Source organism: Gardnerella sp. DNF00354 (assembly GCF_049262755.1).
In the GTDB taxonomy this organism is placed as follows: domain Bacteria; phylum Actinomycetota; class Actinomycetes; order Actinomycetales; family Bifidobacteriaceae; genus Bifidobacterium; species Bifidobacterium vaginale.
The window spans coordinates 1,365,620-1,384,008 of the sequence record NZ_CP058402.1; the positions used below are offsets into that span (position 1 = coordinate 1,365,620).

Consider the following 18,389-nt stretch of genomic DNA (forward strand, 5'->3'; position numbering starts at 1 on the left):
TATTCGAGTATTATTTTACGAATTTCGTAGCTCTGGCAGACGACGCCGCAAATATGGCATCATTGTAAGAACTGTAAGCAGCGCTGCCGCAATAATCATGCCAACAAGCACGTAAATTGCTTTAAAGAACAGAATCATTATTGACCCGAAAGATATAAGCGCCGCCCAACCCCATAAAATAAGCACTGCTCCTTGCACAGAATGCCCAATGCGCAACATTCTGTGATGCAAATGCATGCGGTCTGGATGCATTGGCGACTGCCCTTTTGCAAGCCTTCTGCATATTGCTAAGCACATGTCTAACACTGGCAAAAACAGCACTAAAATCGGAAGTAAAATCGGCATAAATACTGGCAAATAGATGCTTGTGTGCACTGCAGATGGGTCTAAGTGACCTGTCATTATAATAGACGCGCAAGTTATTAAATACCCGATTAGCATGGAGCCAGAATCGCCCATAAAAAGCTTTGCAGGATGCCAATTGTGCAAAATAAAGCCTAAGCACATTCCAACCATTGCAACGTCTATAAGAGTTGCCATTGAAGCATAGCTTGGAGATGTGCGCGCAAGAATATAAGAGTATGTTGCGAATGCGATTCCGCCTATTGCCACAATTCCAGAAGCCAGCCCATCTAGTCCGTCTACAAAGTTGACTGCATTAATTGAAGCCACGATTAGTATTGCGGTTATTGCGATTGAAAGACTTGGAGACGCTGTAACTAGAGAGCCGAGCGGCAATGTTACGATTTGAAGCCCACCCCACGCTACAAAAACAGCTATTAGCAATTGACCTGCAAGTTTTAGCATCCAATCTAAGTCCCAAATGTCGTCACAAACTCCCAAAAGGCATATGAGTACAGCTCCAGCTAAAACTACCCACGGCTGGTGTGTTCCTGTAAAAAGCCCTGAAATAAAAGGCATGGAGCTTGCAAACGCCATTGATACAGCAAAGCCGAATAGCATTCCCACTCCACCCATACGTGGCGTAGGTATTGTGTGCACGTCGCGAGCGCGCACTTTTCCAACGGCTCCTATGCGAATCGCAAGATGACGTACAAGCGGCATTATTAGCCAAGTTGCGCCTCCTGCGATTGCCGCTATAAACAGGTATACCCTCATTTCTTGCGACTTTCTGCTCTTATCTGTTCTTCGCTTATTACGCCTTCGCGCAAAATCACAATTCCGTCTTTATCGCTTGCATCCGCGCCAACTACTGTGCTTGCTACGTGTGAGCGAGTTGGACCGGCATTTAAATACAGAGGAATCTCGTCTCCAAAAGCTGCTACTGCCTCTTCTACGCTGTCTGCGCTCTCGTTTCCGCTGCGATTTGCGCTAGATGCAGCCAAAGGCCCCGTAACTCTTAAAATTTGCATTAATTCTGGGCAATCTGGCACGCGCACGCCTTGCGTTGCTTCAGCTTGGATTTTGTTTTGCTCACTGCTCTCATCTGCTTTACAAAGCGTAGCAAGCCTTGTAGCTACCGAATCTTTTTTTGCGCGCGCGATTGGCGAGTATCCGCCTGGCAGGAATTTTTCCGCCAGCACGTCTAATGGGCTTGGCAAGTAAAGACCGAGTTTTTCTAAATCACTTACGCTGCTCATAAGTATTTGCAAGGCTTTTGTGCGTGGCCTGCGTTTTAGTTGGTAGATTTTCGCTACTGCCGCCTCGTTAAATGGGTCGCATGCTACTCCGTAAACTGTGTCAGTCGGCACTACGATTACGCCACCTGCGTTGATTATTTGCGCTGCGAGTTGCAATGATTCTTCGTTAATCGTGCAAATTTTACTCATTTTTAGCCTCTTTTTTGCATACTACAAATCTTGCTCTGTTTGTTAAGTCGTTTTTAACTTTTGCGCTGCTAAATCCTATGTTTTTTGCATAATCTGTAAGCGCTTTTCCTTGCGTAATGTCGTGTTCCATAATCATTATTCCACCGTTGCGCAAATACTCAAAACTTGCTTCCATAATTTTTTGCGGTATTAGTAGTCCGTCTTTAGATCCACCATATAACGCCATTTTGGGGTCGTAGTCGCGAGCTTCAATCTGCTCTACTGGTTGATTTTCTGGTACGTAGGGTGGGTTTGTGATTACTACGTCTACTTTTTCTTTAATCGCAGCTGTTTCAGTCAGGTTAACGCTTGTAGCATCGCCTAATATTGCGTGATATCTGTTTAAAATATCATATTTTTCTGCGATTTTGTTGTAGTTTTTTTGCAAATATTCAAAAGCTTTTGGTGATTTTTCCACAGCCCACACTTGCGCGTTTGAAACTTCGCTTGCAACCGATAGTCCGATTGCTCCCGACCCTGCACACAAGTCTAAAACAATAGGATTTTTTAGATTATTTGCGCGAATCCAATCTATTCCCTCTTGAACTACGACTTCCGTTTCGGGCCTCGGCACAAAAACGCCTTTGCCAACTATTAGGTCTATGTAGCGAAAAGTTGCGCATCCAATAATATGTTGCAATGGCTCACGAGAAGCACGCCTGGATATAAAAACGCTATATTTGCTAGCATAATCGGGCGAAAAATCTTTAAAATCGCCAAGTATTAGCGCTTTGTTTAAGTCTGCCAAACTTACGCCACAAGCGTGAGCCAGTAGCAAACGTGAGTCGTATTCTGCTGACTCTACTCCTGCAGACTTAAGTTTTTCGGCAGATGCGCGCAAAATGTGTAAAATTTCTTGCATTTTACAAGCCACGTGGTGATTTTACTTAGCTTACTTAACTTACTTGGATAACTTAACTTACTTGGCTTTAGCTAAGCGATCGGCTTCATCCGCCTGAATATCACTGTCGATAACAGGCTGCAAGTCTCCGTTAAGCACCTGGTCAAGATTGTATGCCTTGTAATTCGTGCGATGGTCCACGATACGATTTTCTGGGAAGTTGTATGTGCGGATTCGCTCAGAACGGTCCAACGAGCGCACCTGCGAGTGGCGCATATCCGCCGCCTCCGCTGCCTCCTGCTCGTGCTTCATGGCAAGCAAACGCGACTTTAGCACGCGAAGAGCCGCCGCACGGTTTTGAATCTGCGACTTTTCATCTTGCATGCTAACCACAATTCCCGTTGGAATATGTGTCATACGAACAGCGGAATAAGTAGTGTTCACGGACTGTCCGCCAGGACCAGAGCTCATGAAAATATCGATTTTCAGATCTTTTGGATCGATTTCGATTTCGTCGTCGTCTTCGTCTGCTTCTGGGAACACGATTACGCCAGCTGCCGAAGTTTGAATACGCCCTTGCGATTCAGTTACTGGGATTCGCTGCACGCGATGCACGCCGCCCTCGTATTTCATGCTTGCCCACACGCCGTCTTCTGGGGCAGGCGTGCCTTTTGCGCGAATCGCAAGCTGCACGTCTTTTACGCCGCCAAGTTCCGTCGCATTTTCGCTTTGGATTACGGTAGTCCAGCCGCGCTTTTCCGCGTAACGCATGTACATGCGCAACAAATCGCCAGCAAACAGAGCCGCTTCTTCGCCGCCCGTACCAGCTTTGATTTCCATAATCATGTCTCGCGCATCGTCTGGGTCTCTAGGAATCAAAGCTGTGCGCAACTTTTCTTTTGCTGCTGGAATTTGTTCTTCTAAATGTTTTGCTTCTTTTGCTAAGTCTTCGTCTTCGCTTGCCATTTCGCTAGCTACTTCGTAGTCTTCGCAAAGCTGCTTGTAATTTAGGTACGCGCTTACGATTGACCCGAGTTCTGCGTGTCTACGACCGAGCTTGCGAATTGCGTCTGGATTAGACGCTACTTCTGGCTCTCCCATGCGATTTTCAATATCGCGGTATTCGTTTAGAGCTGTAACCGCTGCTGGGAACTGTTCCTCTACTGACTCAGCCATCATATTCCTTTTTAGTCACGCTTGACGCGGATTTTGAATCGAAAATATTAAATTTAAATATTGTAAGATACACACATGTTTAGCACATAAAACGCCAGCCCCGATTCCGCGAGTTACACGAAAGCAGGGCTGGCGTTTAAAAAGCTACTTAGTCTTCTTACCGTAGCGCTTCTCGAAGCGAGCCACGCGGCCGCCGGTGTCGAGAATCTTCTGCTTGCCGGTATAGAATGGGTGGCACTTTGAGCACACGTCAACCGTCATATGATCGCCATTTGCGGTGGAACGAGTTACGAAAGTGTCTCCGCAGGAGCAGGTAACCTGCACTGCGTGATAGTCGGGATGAATACCCTGCTTCATAATGTCTCCTATGGAATTCGGGCGACCCGGGTCGCAAAGCCCCAATAGCTAAGCGTGAACCGGAACCTTCGTTATTTTAGTCACCACCCTCGACTCAACAAATCAACTTTCGTTATCTTCGTTCTTACGTCTGCGATGCTTAGCAGCAAATCCAGCTAAACCAACAGACGCTAACAAGCTGGCGATTAACGCGGACTGTGTAACGTCACTACCAGTTTGAGGCAGAGCTTCTGACGGCTGCTTTGCAGAATCCTTCACGGCTTCTGGCTCTGTTTTTTGCTTCGCTTCCGCAACCTCCTGCTCAGGTACGACTTCAGACGAAGGAGCTTCAAGCATTGGAATATACGGATATGATTCTGGCATCGGATATTCTTCTTGTCTTGGTTCCTCCTCTGGCTTCGACGGAGCTGGTGCAGGAGTTGGCGGCACAGGCGTTGGCACAGGCACTGGAGTTGGCACGGGAGCAGGAGTTGGCACGGGAGCAGGTTTACTCTCAGAAATCACATCAATTTCAACAGTAATTTCCGCTTGGCGACCGTACTTGTCGGTAGTGGTAAACGTTAGCTCAACTTTCGGCTTACTGTCCACAATCTTCGGAGTTCCGGAAATCGTGCAAGCAGTGCCAGCGCAATTTGCGTTAATACCGTTTACAGAATTCTTAACCTGGGAAACTAACTCGTTAATAGTTACTTCCTTGCCGTCTACCGTAATCTTGTTATTCGCATCGCCCGAACCTTCAGTCATGTTTTGCAATCTGAAGTTCGTTAAAATACCCTCGCGAGCAGAACCGCTAAACGTAAACTTCATAGGAGCCATCTTCTCGAAGTTTGCAGTAATAATGGTTTCTCTTTCTGGGAATACCATTGCAATATCGGCGTCAGTAATACCAGCTTGCACAAGTAAATTCTTCAAAGCTTCAATACTTGAGCGTTTTGAATTACGAATTATTTTTGCTGTATATGACTTTCCTAATGTTTCAGCAACAATAGCCAATCTATCACGACTTGCTTCATAACTCATATTCTCGTTATTTATAGCTTCAGCAAGAATATTCTTTATAGCCGCAAATGTAGAATTCTTAGATTTGCGGATTATATTAGCTGTAAACGACATGCCATAGCGTTCAGCAGTATTAGCTAATGTTTCACGCTCAATATCAGTTGATTTGTGGTTATCAGCACTGTTATAGATGGTATCAATATGTTTAGAGTAAGATACTTCATTCCAATTCTTGAATATGTAGCCTTTGTTAGCAAGAACGTCTGGAATATAATTCTTTATTTCAGACATTCTATCTTTACGCACCCAGTATGTATGCATTGGTGACTGCATAGTTCCGCCATTGCCAGCTACATACGTTACCTTTGTGTAGTTTTCTAAAATAAACTTTCCTGCTTGGCTGCCGCCTGAAGGCAAATCTCGCTCTGCAATCACATTCGGAAGCACTTGAATAGGTACATTTTCATAACGTACTATCTTTGCGCCCTTCTTATTTGGATCAGATGTTTCGACCTTCACTCTAACAGTAGTAATGCCAGGCTTCGCAATTCGAACAGAATTTGCACCGGAAGAATAAACTACACCAGCACCGTGCATGCCCGCAATCTCTAGGTTATTAGGATCGACACCAGACACAAGCTCATCAGGAGCAGGCACTTCATCCCCAACACTTCTGACAAACTGAGATACATTCACAGGCATATCAGCAATCTGATTTGCAACATATACGCGAATTTGTCTATTCTTATTTGTGTCAGTTGACGGAACAGGTTTGTTGCCTGCATCATAAACTTCCCACTTGCTAAAGTTCTTAAGCCGGTTCTTCAACTCATTAGTTTTGCCAGTAACGTCATCATCATACTTAGTACTATCGGACTTAAAGTAGATAACTTTCGGTTTATATGATCCATCATCCCACTTTCTTCCGAAAGCTGGTAAGAACACATACGGCACGTAGTTATCTGGAACTTTCTCATTACTCTTTGCGTCGATGATGTTCATCACCTTTTCATACACTGCTTGGTATGTAGTATTTTCAGGATACGTTTCTTTACGAATATCATCATTCGATAATAAATTACCATCATCTGAACTTGGTGCATCAACACTAGTTACAGATGTTGGTTCACTTGCCATCAAAGTAGTGAAAGGAATTGCAGGTTGATCTGCTAGGCTTCGCTTTGCGCGACTAGAAGCATTATTCGTAGCATTATTCGCATTAGGATCAACAAAATCGCTAAGCTTTTTCCAGCCTTTAAACACATAATGATATCCATCAGCGTCATAATCCTTGCCAACAGCTTGCGGAGCTTTTACGCCCTTAACGTCGTCTTTAAGAACGTAGTACAGCTTAGTCGCATCCTTATCAAGTTCGCCCTTTTCTTTACCTTTAACTGGCTCGGCATTTATAAAGTTGACCACAACATACTTACCCTGCTTGAGAACAAGGTCACGCTCTGCAGTAGCACCAGTAAGAATAGTTTCAGTAGTAGTATCAGATTGAGTTCCTGTACCAGAACCAGGCTGAGAACCAGAACCAGTCTGAGAACCACCATCAGGCGGCTTCGGTAGGTTCTTACCGTACATCAACTTATAAATCACCTTAAGACGAACATCACGCTTATACGTTTTCTCACCATCCTTGTAATTGACCGTAATCTTTAACGGCACAGTGTACAAAGAAGGCTTCTTAAGCATTTCCTCCTTAAAGTCTTCTAGCTTCTTACCTTCTGGCAAATCATATTCGACTTTTACGTCGCCTAGATTGTAAACCTTATACTTGTTACCCTTTTTCTCTTGCTTACCCTCATACTTTTTCTTATAAGCATTTTTAATATACTTTTCTAAATCAACCAACTTCGGAAATGTTCCAGAATCATCTTGCACAGCGGCAAGGTAATCAGTAGGCACTTCTGGCTCTATCCAAGGAGCTTGACCTGCCACAAACTCTTGGAATGGTTCATTGACATGCCAATCCGAAACATTGCCTATAGGCGTTACTTCTTCTTTGCCATTAATCATTCTGCTTCGAGACCACTTACCAGTAGGGTTGGTGAGATTGTTTTGGAGGAAATCTAACGCCTTTTCTTCTGTAGTATTACCATAGCTATCCGTAACTTTTACTGTAATATCAGCAAGATTAGCGCCCTTCTTTACGTAGAACACTTTAGGGCCGTCTGCGCCGTCCTTCCACCTTCGTCCTGCAGCAGGCTTGAAGATTGCAATTACAGAATCCTTAGGAACTGTTCCGTTGTCAGACGAACTCGAGAAGTAGTCGATTCGCTTGTAAATAGCGTGATAAGTTACGCCTTTGTCTAACTTGACATTCTTGTAACGGTCGCTTGAATTTATATCAAACGTCTGCTCTGGCTTCTTCTCCTCTGGCTTCGTCGTGCCAGAAGAAGGATTGCCAGAAGAAGGCGTACCAGTAGCTGGTTCTACAACCTTAGTCGCCCAACCCTTGAACACGTAGTGGTAATGCTGGTCGCTGTAATCATTGCCGAAGGCTTGCGGAACGCGGATTCTAACATCCTTACCTTTATAAACGTACGCAGTTAGCGTAGTTTCTACGCCAGCAATAGGATTAGCATTATCGCTATCGTGGCCAATCAGCTTGCCTTCATCATTCTTGCCAGTAAAGTTAATCGGCACGTAATCGTCTTTATGCTTGCTGCCATACTCGGTAGCTTTAAACTTCTCCCAATCGCTTGCATACACCAAATCTGGTAGCACGCGATACAGCACTTCAGCTTCAGCAGTATTTCCATCAAGATGCACTTGCACTTTAATCTTGTGCAAACCTGGAGTGTTGTCAAACTTTTCGTTTTGCGCAAAGCTGAACGTAGCACCAGCCGGATAATCAGTAGCATTGGTTATAAGCTTCTTAGCATCATTACTACTTCCGGTACTAATATTCTCCTTTGGCGTAAGCACTTGCGGAGCTGCAGCAACAGGTGCCTTCAGCTTGAAGTTAGCAATGTAAATTACTTCAGGGCTGTTCTGCTCTTCGGAGCGAATCGGCAAACGATTTACGCCATCAGAATACTGAAGCTCCGTAGAACCAAGAGCAGACGAACCGATTTTCGAAGTCCAGCCAGCAAACTCAAATCCAGGCTTCGCTTTCACTGTTGGAAGCGGCATCTGATACGCCTTCGTGCCCTTAATCGCATCGTACACAAGAGCAGAGCCGTCAGCTACCTTACTTCCTTGCCAGTCAACAACGCTACCCATAGAGCTTTGCTTATTATCCACTTTGAACACGTAGCGCGTGTAGTGATCCGGGCGAGCTTGACCATCGTTCTTGCGCTTAAGCACGCGAACGTCTTTATATTTGAAGGTAATTTCAGGAATATTATTAACATCCTGCTTGCCATATTCGTCAGTTTTATAAGTAAAACTATCCTGCGTAGTTTCCGGCATAAAGCCTTCAATCGGCTTGTAGAATGCTACGTCGTACTTTCGATTTACAGAGCTGACTTCGCTTTCTGGAAGAAGATTCTTTTCTTTGCCATCCTTACCAATAGTTACATAGCGAACCTTATACTTGCGCGTATTGTACGTTTGGTAAATAAACTCGCCAGTATTCTGATCCTCATCGCTCGAAGCTTCAAAGCTCGTGAAATGCTTATCTGGGAAGTGCGTTTCGTCACTGTAGACTGCTTCCGCATTGTAGCGCAAATGCTCACGCAAGCCGGAAACCGTTTGAGTAGAAACGTGATCCACCATCGCGGCTTTTTCTGCGGCTGTAAGACCAGGCTTCTTATAGTCAGTAAACGTGTACCCTGGCTTTAAGAATATGTGCTTAAAAGTACCGTTGTAGCGAGTATCCTTAACCCACACTGCATCAAGCTTTATATCTTCGACTACTTTGTTGCCGAAAGCGTACGGAAGTTTTGTGCCATTCTTGTCAATTTCCCAGCCGTAGAAGTCGTAGCCTTTGCGAGTTGGAACCTTTATATCTTTATTTTCCTTAATAACATAGTAGTGATCGAACTGCTGTTTCGTAACTACGTTAGAGTCCTTTATTTCTTTGCCGTTTCCGTCAATTTCAGGCATATTGTAGTTAAGCGTTACAGTGTGCTTAATACCTTCTGGCTTACCCCACGCAGCGTAAAGCTTAATGCCGTTGACTGGCATTGTAATATCTTTGTCTTCGCCATTTATAAACCGAGTGCCAGCCTGATCAACAGCCCAGCCTTTAAACACGTAGTCTTTTGGCAAATTATCAGGGCGAACGATGGAGTAAGTTTTGCCGTTAAGCTTGAATGTGTACTTGCCGTCGAATTGCTTAGACTTGTTATCGGCATCGTCTTTAGTTACAGAAGCATCGTAAGACTTAACGGCGCCATCGTTGTAGTACAAGGCTGCGTCGTCGCCGGTCAATTTATCGTTGCCGCGCTTAGTCAAGCTATACTCAAACGGCAGTTTTTCTGTAGCAGCGCCACTGTCGTCCTTTATAGCATTGCCGTCCGCATTATAAAACTGCACGTCGTACGACTGGCGGTTGTATTTAAATACAAGGTAGCCGTTTTCCTCATATTCTTCTGAGTCTTCGCCTCCACCAGCTAAGTGATTACGGAAGCCTACATGGTACTCTTTCTTAAAAGCTTCTTTTACATCATCATCTAGATCATCCCAGTCTTTTTCACCATTTTTTTTATATTCAATAGAATGTGAATATAAATCTGATAATAGCGTATCATCAAAATCACCACGATCATATGTCTCTATACGCTTCTCTTTGTCAACAGAGTTAAAACCAGCTATGGATGAAGACTTATGAGGGTATTCCGGGCTACTAGTATCATCTTTGCTATACGAATCTGTTGAAAGCTCATAATCGTCATCACCTGGAACATAATCATCATTGCCTGAATCATTGCCTTTTTTAGCAGACGCAATATCATTGCCTTTTTTAGCAGACGCAATACTTTGCTTTTTAATGATTACCTGAATAGGCATAACCTGTTTATTACTGGTATCAGCTGTAATCAGACGCTGATTATCTTTTAACTCGTATGTATTATTTGGATCACTATCAGGATTATCACTAATTTTAAGATTGTGCTTATTACCCACTACACGGAATTTAGGGTCAGCAAATTCTTTTTTAGTAAAACGATACGGAGGAGTATCACGAAACTCTATTTCCCCTGCATATCCAATACGCCACCCAAGAGAGCCTGTATCTTCACCAAAATCTAATTCATTTACATCAGGCCAAATACCAGTAAGACTTTGACCATAACGAACATTTACACGGTAACCTTTGTGGTTAATTGTATTGTTATCCTCATCTTCGTTTACTTCATCATACTTCTCTGAGCAATTGCCGCCACCAGCATAGCAATAAATAGTTGTTTTGCCGTCTTTGTCTTTTCTTTTTATAGCAGCATTGTTTAAACGCTCAGCATCTTCTGAAGATTTAAGTACAGCAGGCTTAGCAAAAATAAGCTCATAAGTATTGCGGTCGTAAACTAAGTTAAGAGTGTTGTTTAAGTCGTCCGCGCAAAGCATCGACTTACTACGTTTGCCAAAATCTGGGCGACCCGGCACAAAATCATGTTCCTCACTGTTAAGCTTTTTAGTAAGCTCCTTATTCACGTGGAAGTAGCGCGTGAATAAGTCCTTAGAAGTTCTTATGCCCTTAGCGTCTTTAACATAGTTTCCTTTAGAATCTTTAATGTAATTGTTTTCAAGATTATTAGTATCATACCCGTCTAAGTTTGTTACATGCGTATCGTTCATCCAGTTGAACTTTGCAATTAAGCCGTCTTCGTGGTCATTCGCTTCTGTACCCTGCAGCTCTTTTCTAGTTAAGCCAAGCTCTGGGCTTTCTACATAATCATCTACGCTTTCGCCATTAAGCTTACTAGTATCCTTAGCAACGCCAGCATCATCCATCTTATCAAGCGCAACTTCACTATCAGTTTGCACGTTCTTGCGCTCAACAAGACCAACAAAGTCGTAGTTTGCAAGCGAATTCGGATGCTCTTTATCAACCAAATCCGCCTTTTGCACCCACACATTCACGCGGTAGCTAGTAGTCTTGTTCGCTTCCCAATTAGCGAGGAATTGCACATTGTGATCCGGCATCTGGTAGTCATCAAGAGAAACAATAGTATTATCATCATAAAGTGAATTACTCTTTTTGCTAGGATCTACTAAAGACCATCCTTTAAAAGTGTAGCCGCGCCTAGTTGGTTTCTTAACTTTTGGCACAGGTTGCTGGTAATACACTTTTTGAGCAGTAACATCCGTACCGCCAGCAGAATCGTAAGTAACCTCATACGCTTTACGGTAGTAGCGAAGGTTCAAAACAAGCTTGTCGCTTTCATCTTCAGAATCCGAAAGCGGCGAGCTAATAAGATTGTGCTCAGGTTCATAGCCTGGAATATACGTTGAAACAGCTGTTACATCCGAGCCAACTGTGCCAGTAATCTCCGTAACGTGAATTCTCTCTTCAGTGCCATCCTTATGCTTTACAGTAATTACTTTACCTATACCCAAATTTGGAGCATCGTGGAACTCATCCTTATGATCAAGATCCTGCACCAAGTGACGTACATAGTACTTAGCTGTTTTAGGAGCGTAGTTGATGTTCAACTCGCCATAGTACTGAATGCCATCTTCTGCTTTTGGCTCTGTAGAGGACGAAGATTGCGGATTTGTAGTTGCTTGAGATGATGAGGTTTGCGGAGCTTGAGCGCCGTTATTGCCCCCAACAGCCGGCCTTTCTTTTACAGCGTAATCAGTAATCAGCTTCTTGCTTAAACGCAAGTAGCGAACAGCATCCGCATCCGTGCCATCGTCAATAACGAACTTGCTGTTATTTCCCTCACCTTTTTTAACGTAGTACTGGTAATCACCGGAGTGATATACGGACGGGCGGTATCCAGCAGACTTTGGAAGCTCAATGTATTCGTAACTATTAACATCGTCAAGCTTATTCAACTTTTCAACGTCAATCGTAAGCTCGTACGGCTGCACAAGCTGCTTATTCGCAGCGCCACCAATCGTGTAGCGAATTTTCAAATTGTACGTAGCTTTTGGCTTTTTGTCAGTTTGTACCTGTTTGTTGGCTGTATCTGTGCTGTCAGCCTCTAGATTATCTGTATTCGGCTTAATTACCTGGCTGTTTGGATCAGTTGCTGCGTTATTAGTTGTTGTGCCAGTGGTCGGTGTGCCAGTGTTTGTAGTAGGCGTTGAAGCAGGCGAAGGCGTTGGATCATTGCTCGGAGTAGAAGCAGACCGAGGCTCTGAAGGTGTTGAGCCAGGAGCTGAAAGCGTAGCGCTTTTATCTTCGACTGTATCTGCACCTTGCGCATTGCCTACACTTTGCCCTTGCGCGCCTTGTGTATTGGCTTGCGAACCTTGAGTAGAGCCTTGTGAACCTTGCCCTTGTGTATTGCCTTGTGCAGTTGTATCTGTACTTGTGCTCGCTGTACTTCCAGCGCCAGCGTTAGATTCTGTACCTGTTGAAGTTACAGGAGCAGACGGTGCAGTTGTATTATCTGCAGGAGCTACACTACCCCCATTGGAAGCACCATCGCCGCTCCCAACAGACCTACGAACACGCCCATTTGGTGTATTTGCATCGTTTACTGTATTCGTATTTTCTGCGTGAGTGCTTGCAGGTTGTGCATTTGTATTCTGCTCAGCCACAGGCTTCGAGCTTTCAGCATTTCCAGACTGCGCATTCGCAGGCTGCTGATTTTCAGCTGGCTTAACATCAGTAGGCTTAGTACCCTCAGAATCAGTATTCGAAGCAGCTGGTTTTGCGTTCGCAGGCTGCTGATTTTCAGCGTGTTCAGTCTGCGCTGAATTCTGATTTGGTTCAGCCTTTGCTTCTGGTTTCGTCTTTGCAACAGGCTTTGCACTTGCAGGCTGTGAAGTTTCTGGTTGTGTAGATTTCTTCGCTGCAGGAGTCTCAGCTGGCTTTACTCCTTCTGGCTTTACAGCATCAGGATTTGTCGCAGCTGGCTTTGTGTCTGAAGCCTTTGTATCTGATGGCTTTACAGAATTTTCAACTTTAGGTTTTGCAACAGTTGTCTTTTCAGTCGTTTTATGTGCAGGTACAGACGCGTTCGATTTTGTCTTCCCAGCGACTTTACCAGTTTCAGCTGGATTGGTTTGCTCAGCCTTAGTCTGCGTTGCATCCGACTTCTTCGCAGATTTTATAGGTTTTGTAATCTCAGAACTTGCTGTACCTTGCTCACTCTTAGTCGCAGTCTTAGTAGCACTATTATCTGCACTACTAGTAGCAGATCTATCCTCAAAATTATTAGTATCAAAAGAACGATTTGAAGGCGAAGACGAATCGCCATTTGTAACAAAATATTCGCCAGAATCCTTAACACCTACGGAAGAATCGCCAGCAACCGTTTCCTGATTCTCAACGCCTTCAGCGATAGAATTAGGATCAGTATTTTTAACTGAATACTCTTTAGCAGAACCAACCATCTGACGCGTAGTACGATCAAAAGTAGCACCCGTGTTAAGCAATCCATGCTTATATAAGCCGTTTCCATCGCCATCGCCCTTGCCATTACCAGAGCCTTTGCCGGCGCCATTCCCAGCACCTTTGCCAGAAGTCTTAGCAACACTATTTACATAAGACGGATCAAAAGAATCAGGGTTAAAAGAAGTCCTAGCTGAAGCCGCTGCGCCAGGCAACACCATAGACAATGTAGACGCTAAAGCTACAGCTGCAACGCCAAGGCGATGACCAGAAGCACTAGTAGCAGTAGACGAGGAAGAACGCTTAGCAGCCTTAGCATTTTTCTTAGCGCTCTTAACACTCTTAACACTTTTAACGTCATTAGCGTTACTAGCGTCGCCAGAAACGCTCTTATGCTTAACAGATTTAATGCTTAAAACGTCACTACCACTATTTTTAGTTCTAGCCAATTCGACTCCCAAACTCCGTTACATCTAGTACATAGAATCAAAATGCACGTTTAGTATTCAACAATCAAAATACACAACATACAGCAATGTTTAGCAACCGATGCACTCCAAAAAATACTTAACCTTTATTATTTAAGCACAAGCTATAGATACCCCCCCCCATAAGCATTGCAATATCTGTGTTTTTGCGTGATATCTTTAGACATTTTTGGCGATTTCAACACACCAAACATCGTTTTTAGCTTAATCGCCTAAACATTTGTATATGAATAAATCGCAGTTTAGATTCTCTGTAGTGCGATTGTATGGCGACACGCCGTAAATCAGGTACAAACGCACTACAAGGTTGCGCCAAGTTCGGTAGAGATTCGAGATTTTTCGCCGCGAATGAGGCGAGCCTCAGCGCCGAAGGTGGTGACTCGCCGAGAGAGCAAGAAAAATCGAGAATCTCAGCGATGAAAACCACGCAAAAGTTCTAGATATTCAGAAGGTTTGATGTATTTCTATACGAGCAATAAAAGAGGAGCGTAGCGACGGAACTTGCGAGGAGAGAAATACTCAAACCTCGCACAACACCAAGTGCGGAAAATCGTCGATTCGCGTGTGCAGAAATAACAGAAAACCGCGCAAGCCAAGAAAATCTTGACTACGCGCGGCTTGTAAAATCTTAGAAAATCCTAAGCAAAACCTTACTCGGCTGCAGGAGCTTCGGCTGCAGGAGCGGCAGCATCGGCAGCAGGAGCGGCAGCTGGCTCTTCTGTAGCAGCATCTTCTGGAACAGTGACGCTAACAACAGACTCTTCACCATCCATGTCGAGCACAACGCCCTCAGGAAGCTTAACATCTTTAGCAAACACCTTGGTGCCATCGGCCAAGCCGTCAACATTAACCACCAAGCGCTCTGGCAAGTTGGCAACGTCTGCGCGAACCTTAAGCTCCTGAACATCTACGAATGCAACAGCAGCACCCTTTGGAGTGCCTTCAACAAACACTGGCACCTCAACGTCAATCTTTTCGCCAGCCTTGACTTCGTAGAAGTCAATGTGCTCAACGATGCGCTTAACAGGGTTGCGCTGAACGTCCTTAACAACTGCGATTCGTGACTCATTGCCGAACTTAATAGTGAACAAAGCGTTTGCGTGACGAAGAGAAAGAGTAGTCTCTCTCATTGGAAGAGTCACGTGTACAGGCTCAGCACCACCAGCGTAAATGCTGGCTGGAATCAAATTGGCAACACGCAAACGGCGAGCAACGCCCTTACCGAATTCATTGCGAACTTCGCCTTCAAGTGTAATCTTTGTAGCCATATCGGTCTCCTTATGGTCTGGATTATGCGGATAATCTTATTTAAATCCAGCTTCAGGCGCACCGACGCGCCGAAAACCACCATAAGTTGGCTATCAGCCCAGTCGATAACGGAACTTACACAACAATCGCAAGCAACCAATGAATCGCAAAGCGCCTGCTACAAGTATCGCAGTGTTATTCCCTCGCCAAAGCAACTTATCTAGTCTACAAAAACACTTAGACAGATAAAGTCTAAAGTCAAATCCAACACCAAAAGGTGACTTGAATCACACCAACGATTATCATGTATATATAGTCAAAGGCGCATAACAAATATGTGCTCGAAACAAGCTGATTTAACCAAAACAAATTAGCAAATTTAAGCATTTAGCAAAATTAAGGAGCAGATGTGTCCGTCCTAAATACACTCCAGCAGCAAGCTTTCAATCTTGCTCGCAAGGCTTTGCAAATTGGCAGCAACTTCGCGCACCCAGTAAGCGACGACATCGCAGGAGAACCAGACTATTCTATTCCACAAGATCAGCAAGACGGATCACAGAATAAACAGAATAATCTGCTTCAGCAAAATCAGCATCTTCCACGAGTAGACGAATGGGGTTCCCAACTACAAACCACCACTTTCCTAGACCCACAAACTGGCTTGCTAACCACAAAAACGGACGGAAATCCGCCATTAGACGAAGGCACAAGCATCTACGACTTGTATGCAGACAGGGCAGCCAGAATGGGAGATGATCCGCTTTACACATACAAAGAAAACGATGAATGGGTTACAAAAACAGCCAACCAGTTCCTTACAGAAGTTAGACAAGCCGCAAAAGGCTTGATTCACTATGGATTGCGCAAAGGCGATGCTGTTGCACTAATGTGCAAAACCTCGTATGAGTGGGATGTTGTTGACGCTGCAGTTATGGCTTGCGGAGGCGTGCTGGCTACAATTTACGACACGGATTCTGCCGAGCAAATTCGCAACATTGTAAACAACTCCGACTCACGCTTTTTGATTGTTGGCACAACTGAAATGAAAGACAAGGCAGACGGAGCTATTGAAGAATGCCCAAGCCTTGAGCGCATTATTTGCATAGAAACAGGCGGATTGGCGGAACTACAAGCCTTTGAATACTCCGTTAGCGACGAAGAACTAGACGAGCGCATTGACTCGGTTAAAAAAACCGACTTGTGCTCTATTGTGTACACTTCTGGCTCTACGGCTGCGCCAAAAGGCGTGGAAATGACGCATGAGCATTACTGCACAACAGCGTTAAACTTGCCAACTTATTTGCCGGACTTGCTTAGCGAGCCTAACGGTTCTGTGCTGTTGTTCTTGCCTCAAGCCCATTCTTTTGCGCGCGCAATCAACTATATTGTTGTTGCTAGCACGCTTAGAATCTACATTGCGCAAGGCATTACAACGCTTATATCTGACCTTCAAGTTGCAAAGCCAACTGTTATGATTGTTGTTCCGCGTGTGCTCGAAAAAGTGTATAATGCGGCTTCGCAAAAGGCGGGTCATGGTGCTAAGGGACTTGCTTTCCAGGGTGCTGTTGTTACAGCTCAGCAATATATGAAGGAAGTACAGGATTCTGGAGATGCTAAAGCGCTAACAAAGGCTCGCCGCGCTGCTTACGACCCACTCGTTTACCGCCCAATTCGCCAAGCGCTTGGTGGGCGTGCGCGCTGGATTGTTGCTGGCGGTGCACCACTGGATCCAGAGCTGCTAGCGTTCTTCCGCGGCGCAGGCGTGCCAGTTTACGAGGGTTATGGTCTTACAGAAACCACTGCACCGTGCGCGTTTACTCCTATTGGCGTTCCATTCCGTGAAGGTTCCGTTGGCATTGCTTTCCCAGCTTTCACTTTGCGAATTGCTAAAGATGGCGAAGTGCAAATTAAAGGCACTTGCGTGTTTAAGAAGTATCACAAGAACGAAGAGGCGACCGAAACTTCGTTTACAGAAGACGGATGGTATGCTACTGGCGATTTGGGCAGAATTGACGACGATGGCATGCTTTACATTACTGGTCGCAAGAAGGACTTGATCATTACTGCTGGCGGCAAGAATGTGGCTCCTGGTCCTATTGAAGAAGTGATTAAGCGTTGCGAGCTTGTGTCTCAAGCTCTTGTTCTTGGAGATAAGAGGCCATTTATATCTGCTCTTGTGACTTTAGACGAGGAGATTTTACGCAATTGGCTTAAAACCAAGGGTTTGGACGAGACTATGAGCATGGAAGACGCCGTAAATAACGCGGTTGTGCGTGCGGAAGTCCAAAAGTTTGTGGATATTGCAAACGAGGGCGTATCGCGCGCGGAATCTGTGCGAAAGTTCATTATTCTGCCAGAAGAGTTTACTCAAGAAAACGGCTTAATGACTGCTTCTATGAAGATTATTCGCCCGCGCGTCATTAAGAAGTATTCTGCATTGCTCAACGCGCAAATGTACACGATTCGCAAGAAATAGCGCTTAAAGCGTAACTCGCAAATCGCCCAAAACCGCGGTTGACTGGTCTTATAACTGACTCGTCTTCCGCGGTTTTTCGTATCTACACACGATTCAGCGTTTCGTATCTATCCCCCACACCCATGCTTTTTGCATCTACCCCATGCTCATGCGTTACAAATGCCTCATGCGCGAGACAAATGTAACGAAAATCAGCCAAAAAACGTTACAAATGTCTCACTCACGAGACAAATATAACGAAAATCAGCCAAAAAGCGTTATAAATGTCTCATCAATGATGCAAATCTAACGAAATTAGGGCAAAAAACGTTACAAATGTCGCACCTCCGAGACATATATAACGAATCCAGCCCTCGCGCAACAGTAAACAGAGAATGTCGCTCGCGCAAATTTAATCCATAGGTATTTGATAAAATCGCATTGAAAACTTGATACCCCCCCCCCAAGAGATGTATACTATCCTCTCAGAAGCAAGGTTTAAAAGGATCGCAATGTAAGCGAACAAAAAATGCGA

8 protein-coding genes are annotated in these 18,389 nt (G+C 44.6%); 1 reads left to right on the top strand and 7 read right to left on the bottom strand.

The window, feature by feature from the left end:
• Positions 1–15: 15 nt before the first annotated feature.
• From HXT24_RS05460 to HXT24_RS05490, 7 genes are all read right to left on the bottom strand, one after another.
• Entirely contained in the window at positions 16–1,119 is a 1,104-nt protein-coding gene (locus HXT24_RS05460) for an MraY family glycosyltransferase (protein WP_410311315.1), read from the bottom strand.
• Positions 1,116–1,790 (bottom strand): L-threonylcarbamoyladenylate synthase, encoded by a 675-nt coding sequence (locus HXT24_RS05465; protein ID WP_415681073.1) that lies wholly within the window; start codon positions 1,788–1,790, stop codon positions 1,116–1,118. The genes HXT24_RS05460 and HXT24_RS05465 overlap by 4 nt, the downstream gene beginning before the upstream one ends.
• On the bottom strand, positions 1,783–2,691 hold the full coding sequence (prmC, locus tag HXT24_RS05470) for a peptide chain release factor N(5)-glutamine methyltransferase (RefSeq protein ID WP_422119301.1): 909 nt from the start codon (positions 2,689–2,691) through the stop codon (positions 1,783–1,785). The genes HXT24_RS05465 and prmC overlap by 8 nt, the downstream gene beginning before the upstream one ends.
• A 57-nt stretch (positions 2,692–2,748) precedes the next feature.
• On the bottom strand, positions 2,749–3,846 hold the full coding sequence (prfA, locus tag HXT24_RS05475; protein WP_415698556.1) for a peptide chain release factor 1: 1,098 nt from the start codon (positions 3,844–3,846) through the stop codon (positions 2,749–2,751).
• A 144-nt stretch (positions 3,847–3,990) separates the two neighbouring features.
• The gene (gene rpmE, locus HXT24_RS05480; protein WP_004114884.1) at positions 3,991–4,203 is read right to left on the bottom strand and encodes a 50S ribosomal protein L31; all 213 of its coding nucleotides are present in this window, start codon (positions 4,201–4,203) and stop codon (positions 3,991–3,993) included.
• Between the two features lie 102 nt (positions 4,204–4,305).
• A complete protein-coding gene (locus HXT24_RS05485; RefSeq protein WP_422119302.1) occupies positions 4,306–14,112 on the bottom strand; it encodes an InlB B-repeat-containing protein in 9,807 nt (3,268 codons plus the stop codon).
• Between the two features lie 689 nt (positions 14,113–14,801).
• The gene (locus HXT24_RS05490; protein ID WP_410312640.1) at positions 14,802–15,419 is read right to left on the bottom strand and encodes a 50S ribosomal protein L25/general stress protein Ctc; all 618 of its coding nucleotides are present in this window, start codon (positions 15,417–15,419) and stop codon (positions 14,802–14,804) included.
• A 389-nt stretch (positions 15,420–15,808) separates the two neighbouring features.
• Here HXT24_RS05490 and HXT24_RS05495 point away from each other — a divergent pair, with 389 nt between their 5' ends.
• A complete protein-coding gene (locus HXT24_RS05495) occupies positions 15,809–17,875 on the top strand; it encodes an AMP-dependent synthetase/ligase (protein ID WP_422119303.1) in 2,067 nt (688 codons plus the stop codon).
• Positions 17,876–18,389 lie beyond the last annotated feature (514 nt).

Bases quoted from the DNA above. Each gene is read 5' to 3' on its own strand.
- rpmE (WP_004114884.1), bottom strand. From the start codon at position 4,203: ATGAAGCAGGGTATTCATCCCGACTATCACGCAGTGCAGGTTACCTGC.
- HXT24_RS05490 (WP_410312640.1), bottom strand. From the start codon at position 15,419: ATGGCTACAAAGATTACACTTGAAGGCGAAGTTCGCAATGAATTCGGT.
- HXT24_RS05465 (WP_415681073.1), bottom strand. From the start codon at position 1,790: ATGAGTAAAATTTGCACGATTAACGAAGAATCATTGCAACTCGCAGCG.
- prfA (WP_415698556.1), bottom strand. From the start codon at position 3,846: ATGGCTGAGTCAGTAGAGGAACAGTTCCCAGCAGCGGTTACAGCTCTA.
- prmC (WP_422119301.1), bottom strand. From the start codon at position 2,691: ATGCAAGAAATTTTACACATTTTGCGCGCATCTGCCGAAAAACTTAAG.
- HXT24_RS05460 (WP_410311315.1), bottom strand. From the start codon at position 1,119: ATGAGGGTATACCTGTTTATAGCGGCAATCGCAGGAGGCGCAACTTGG.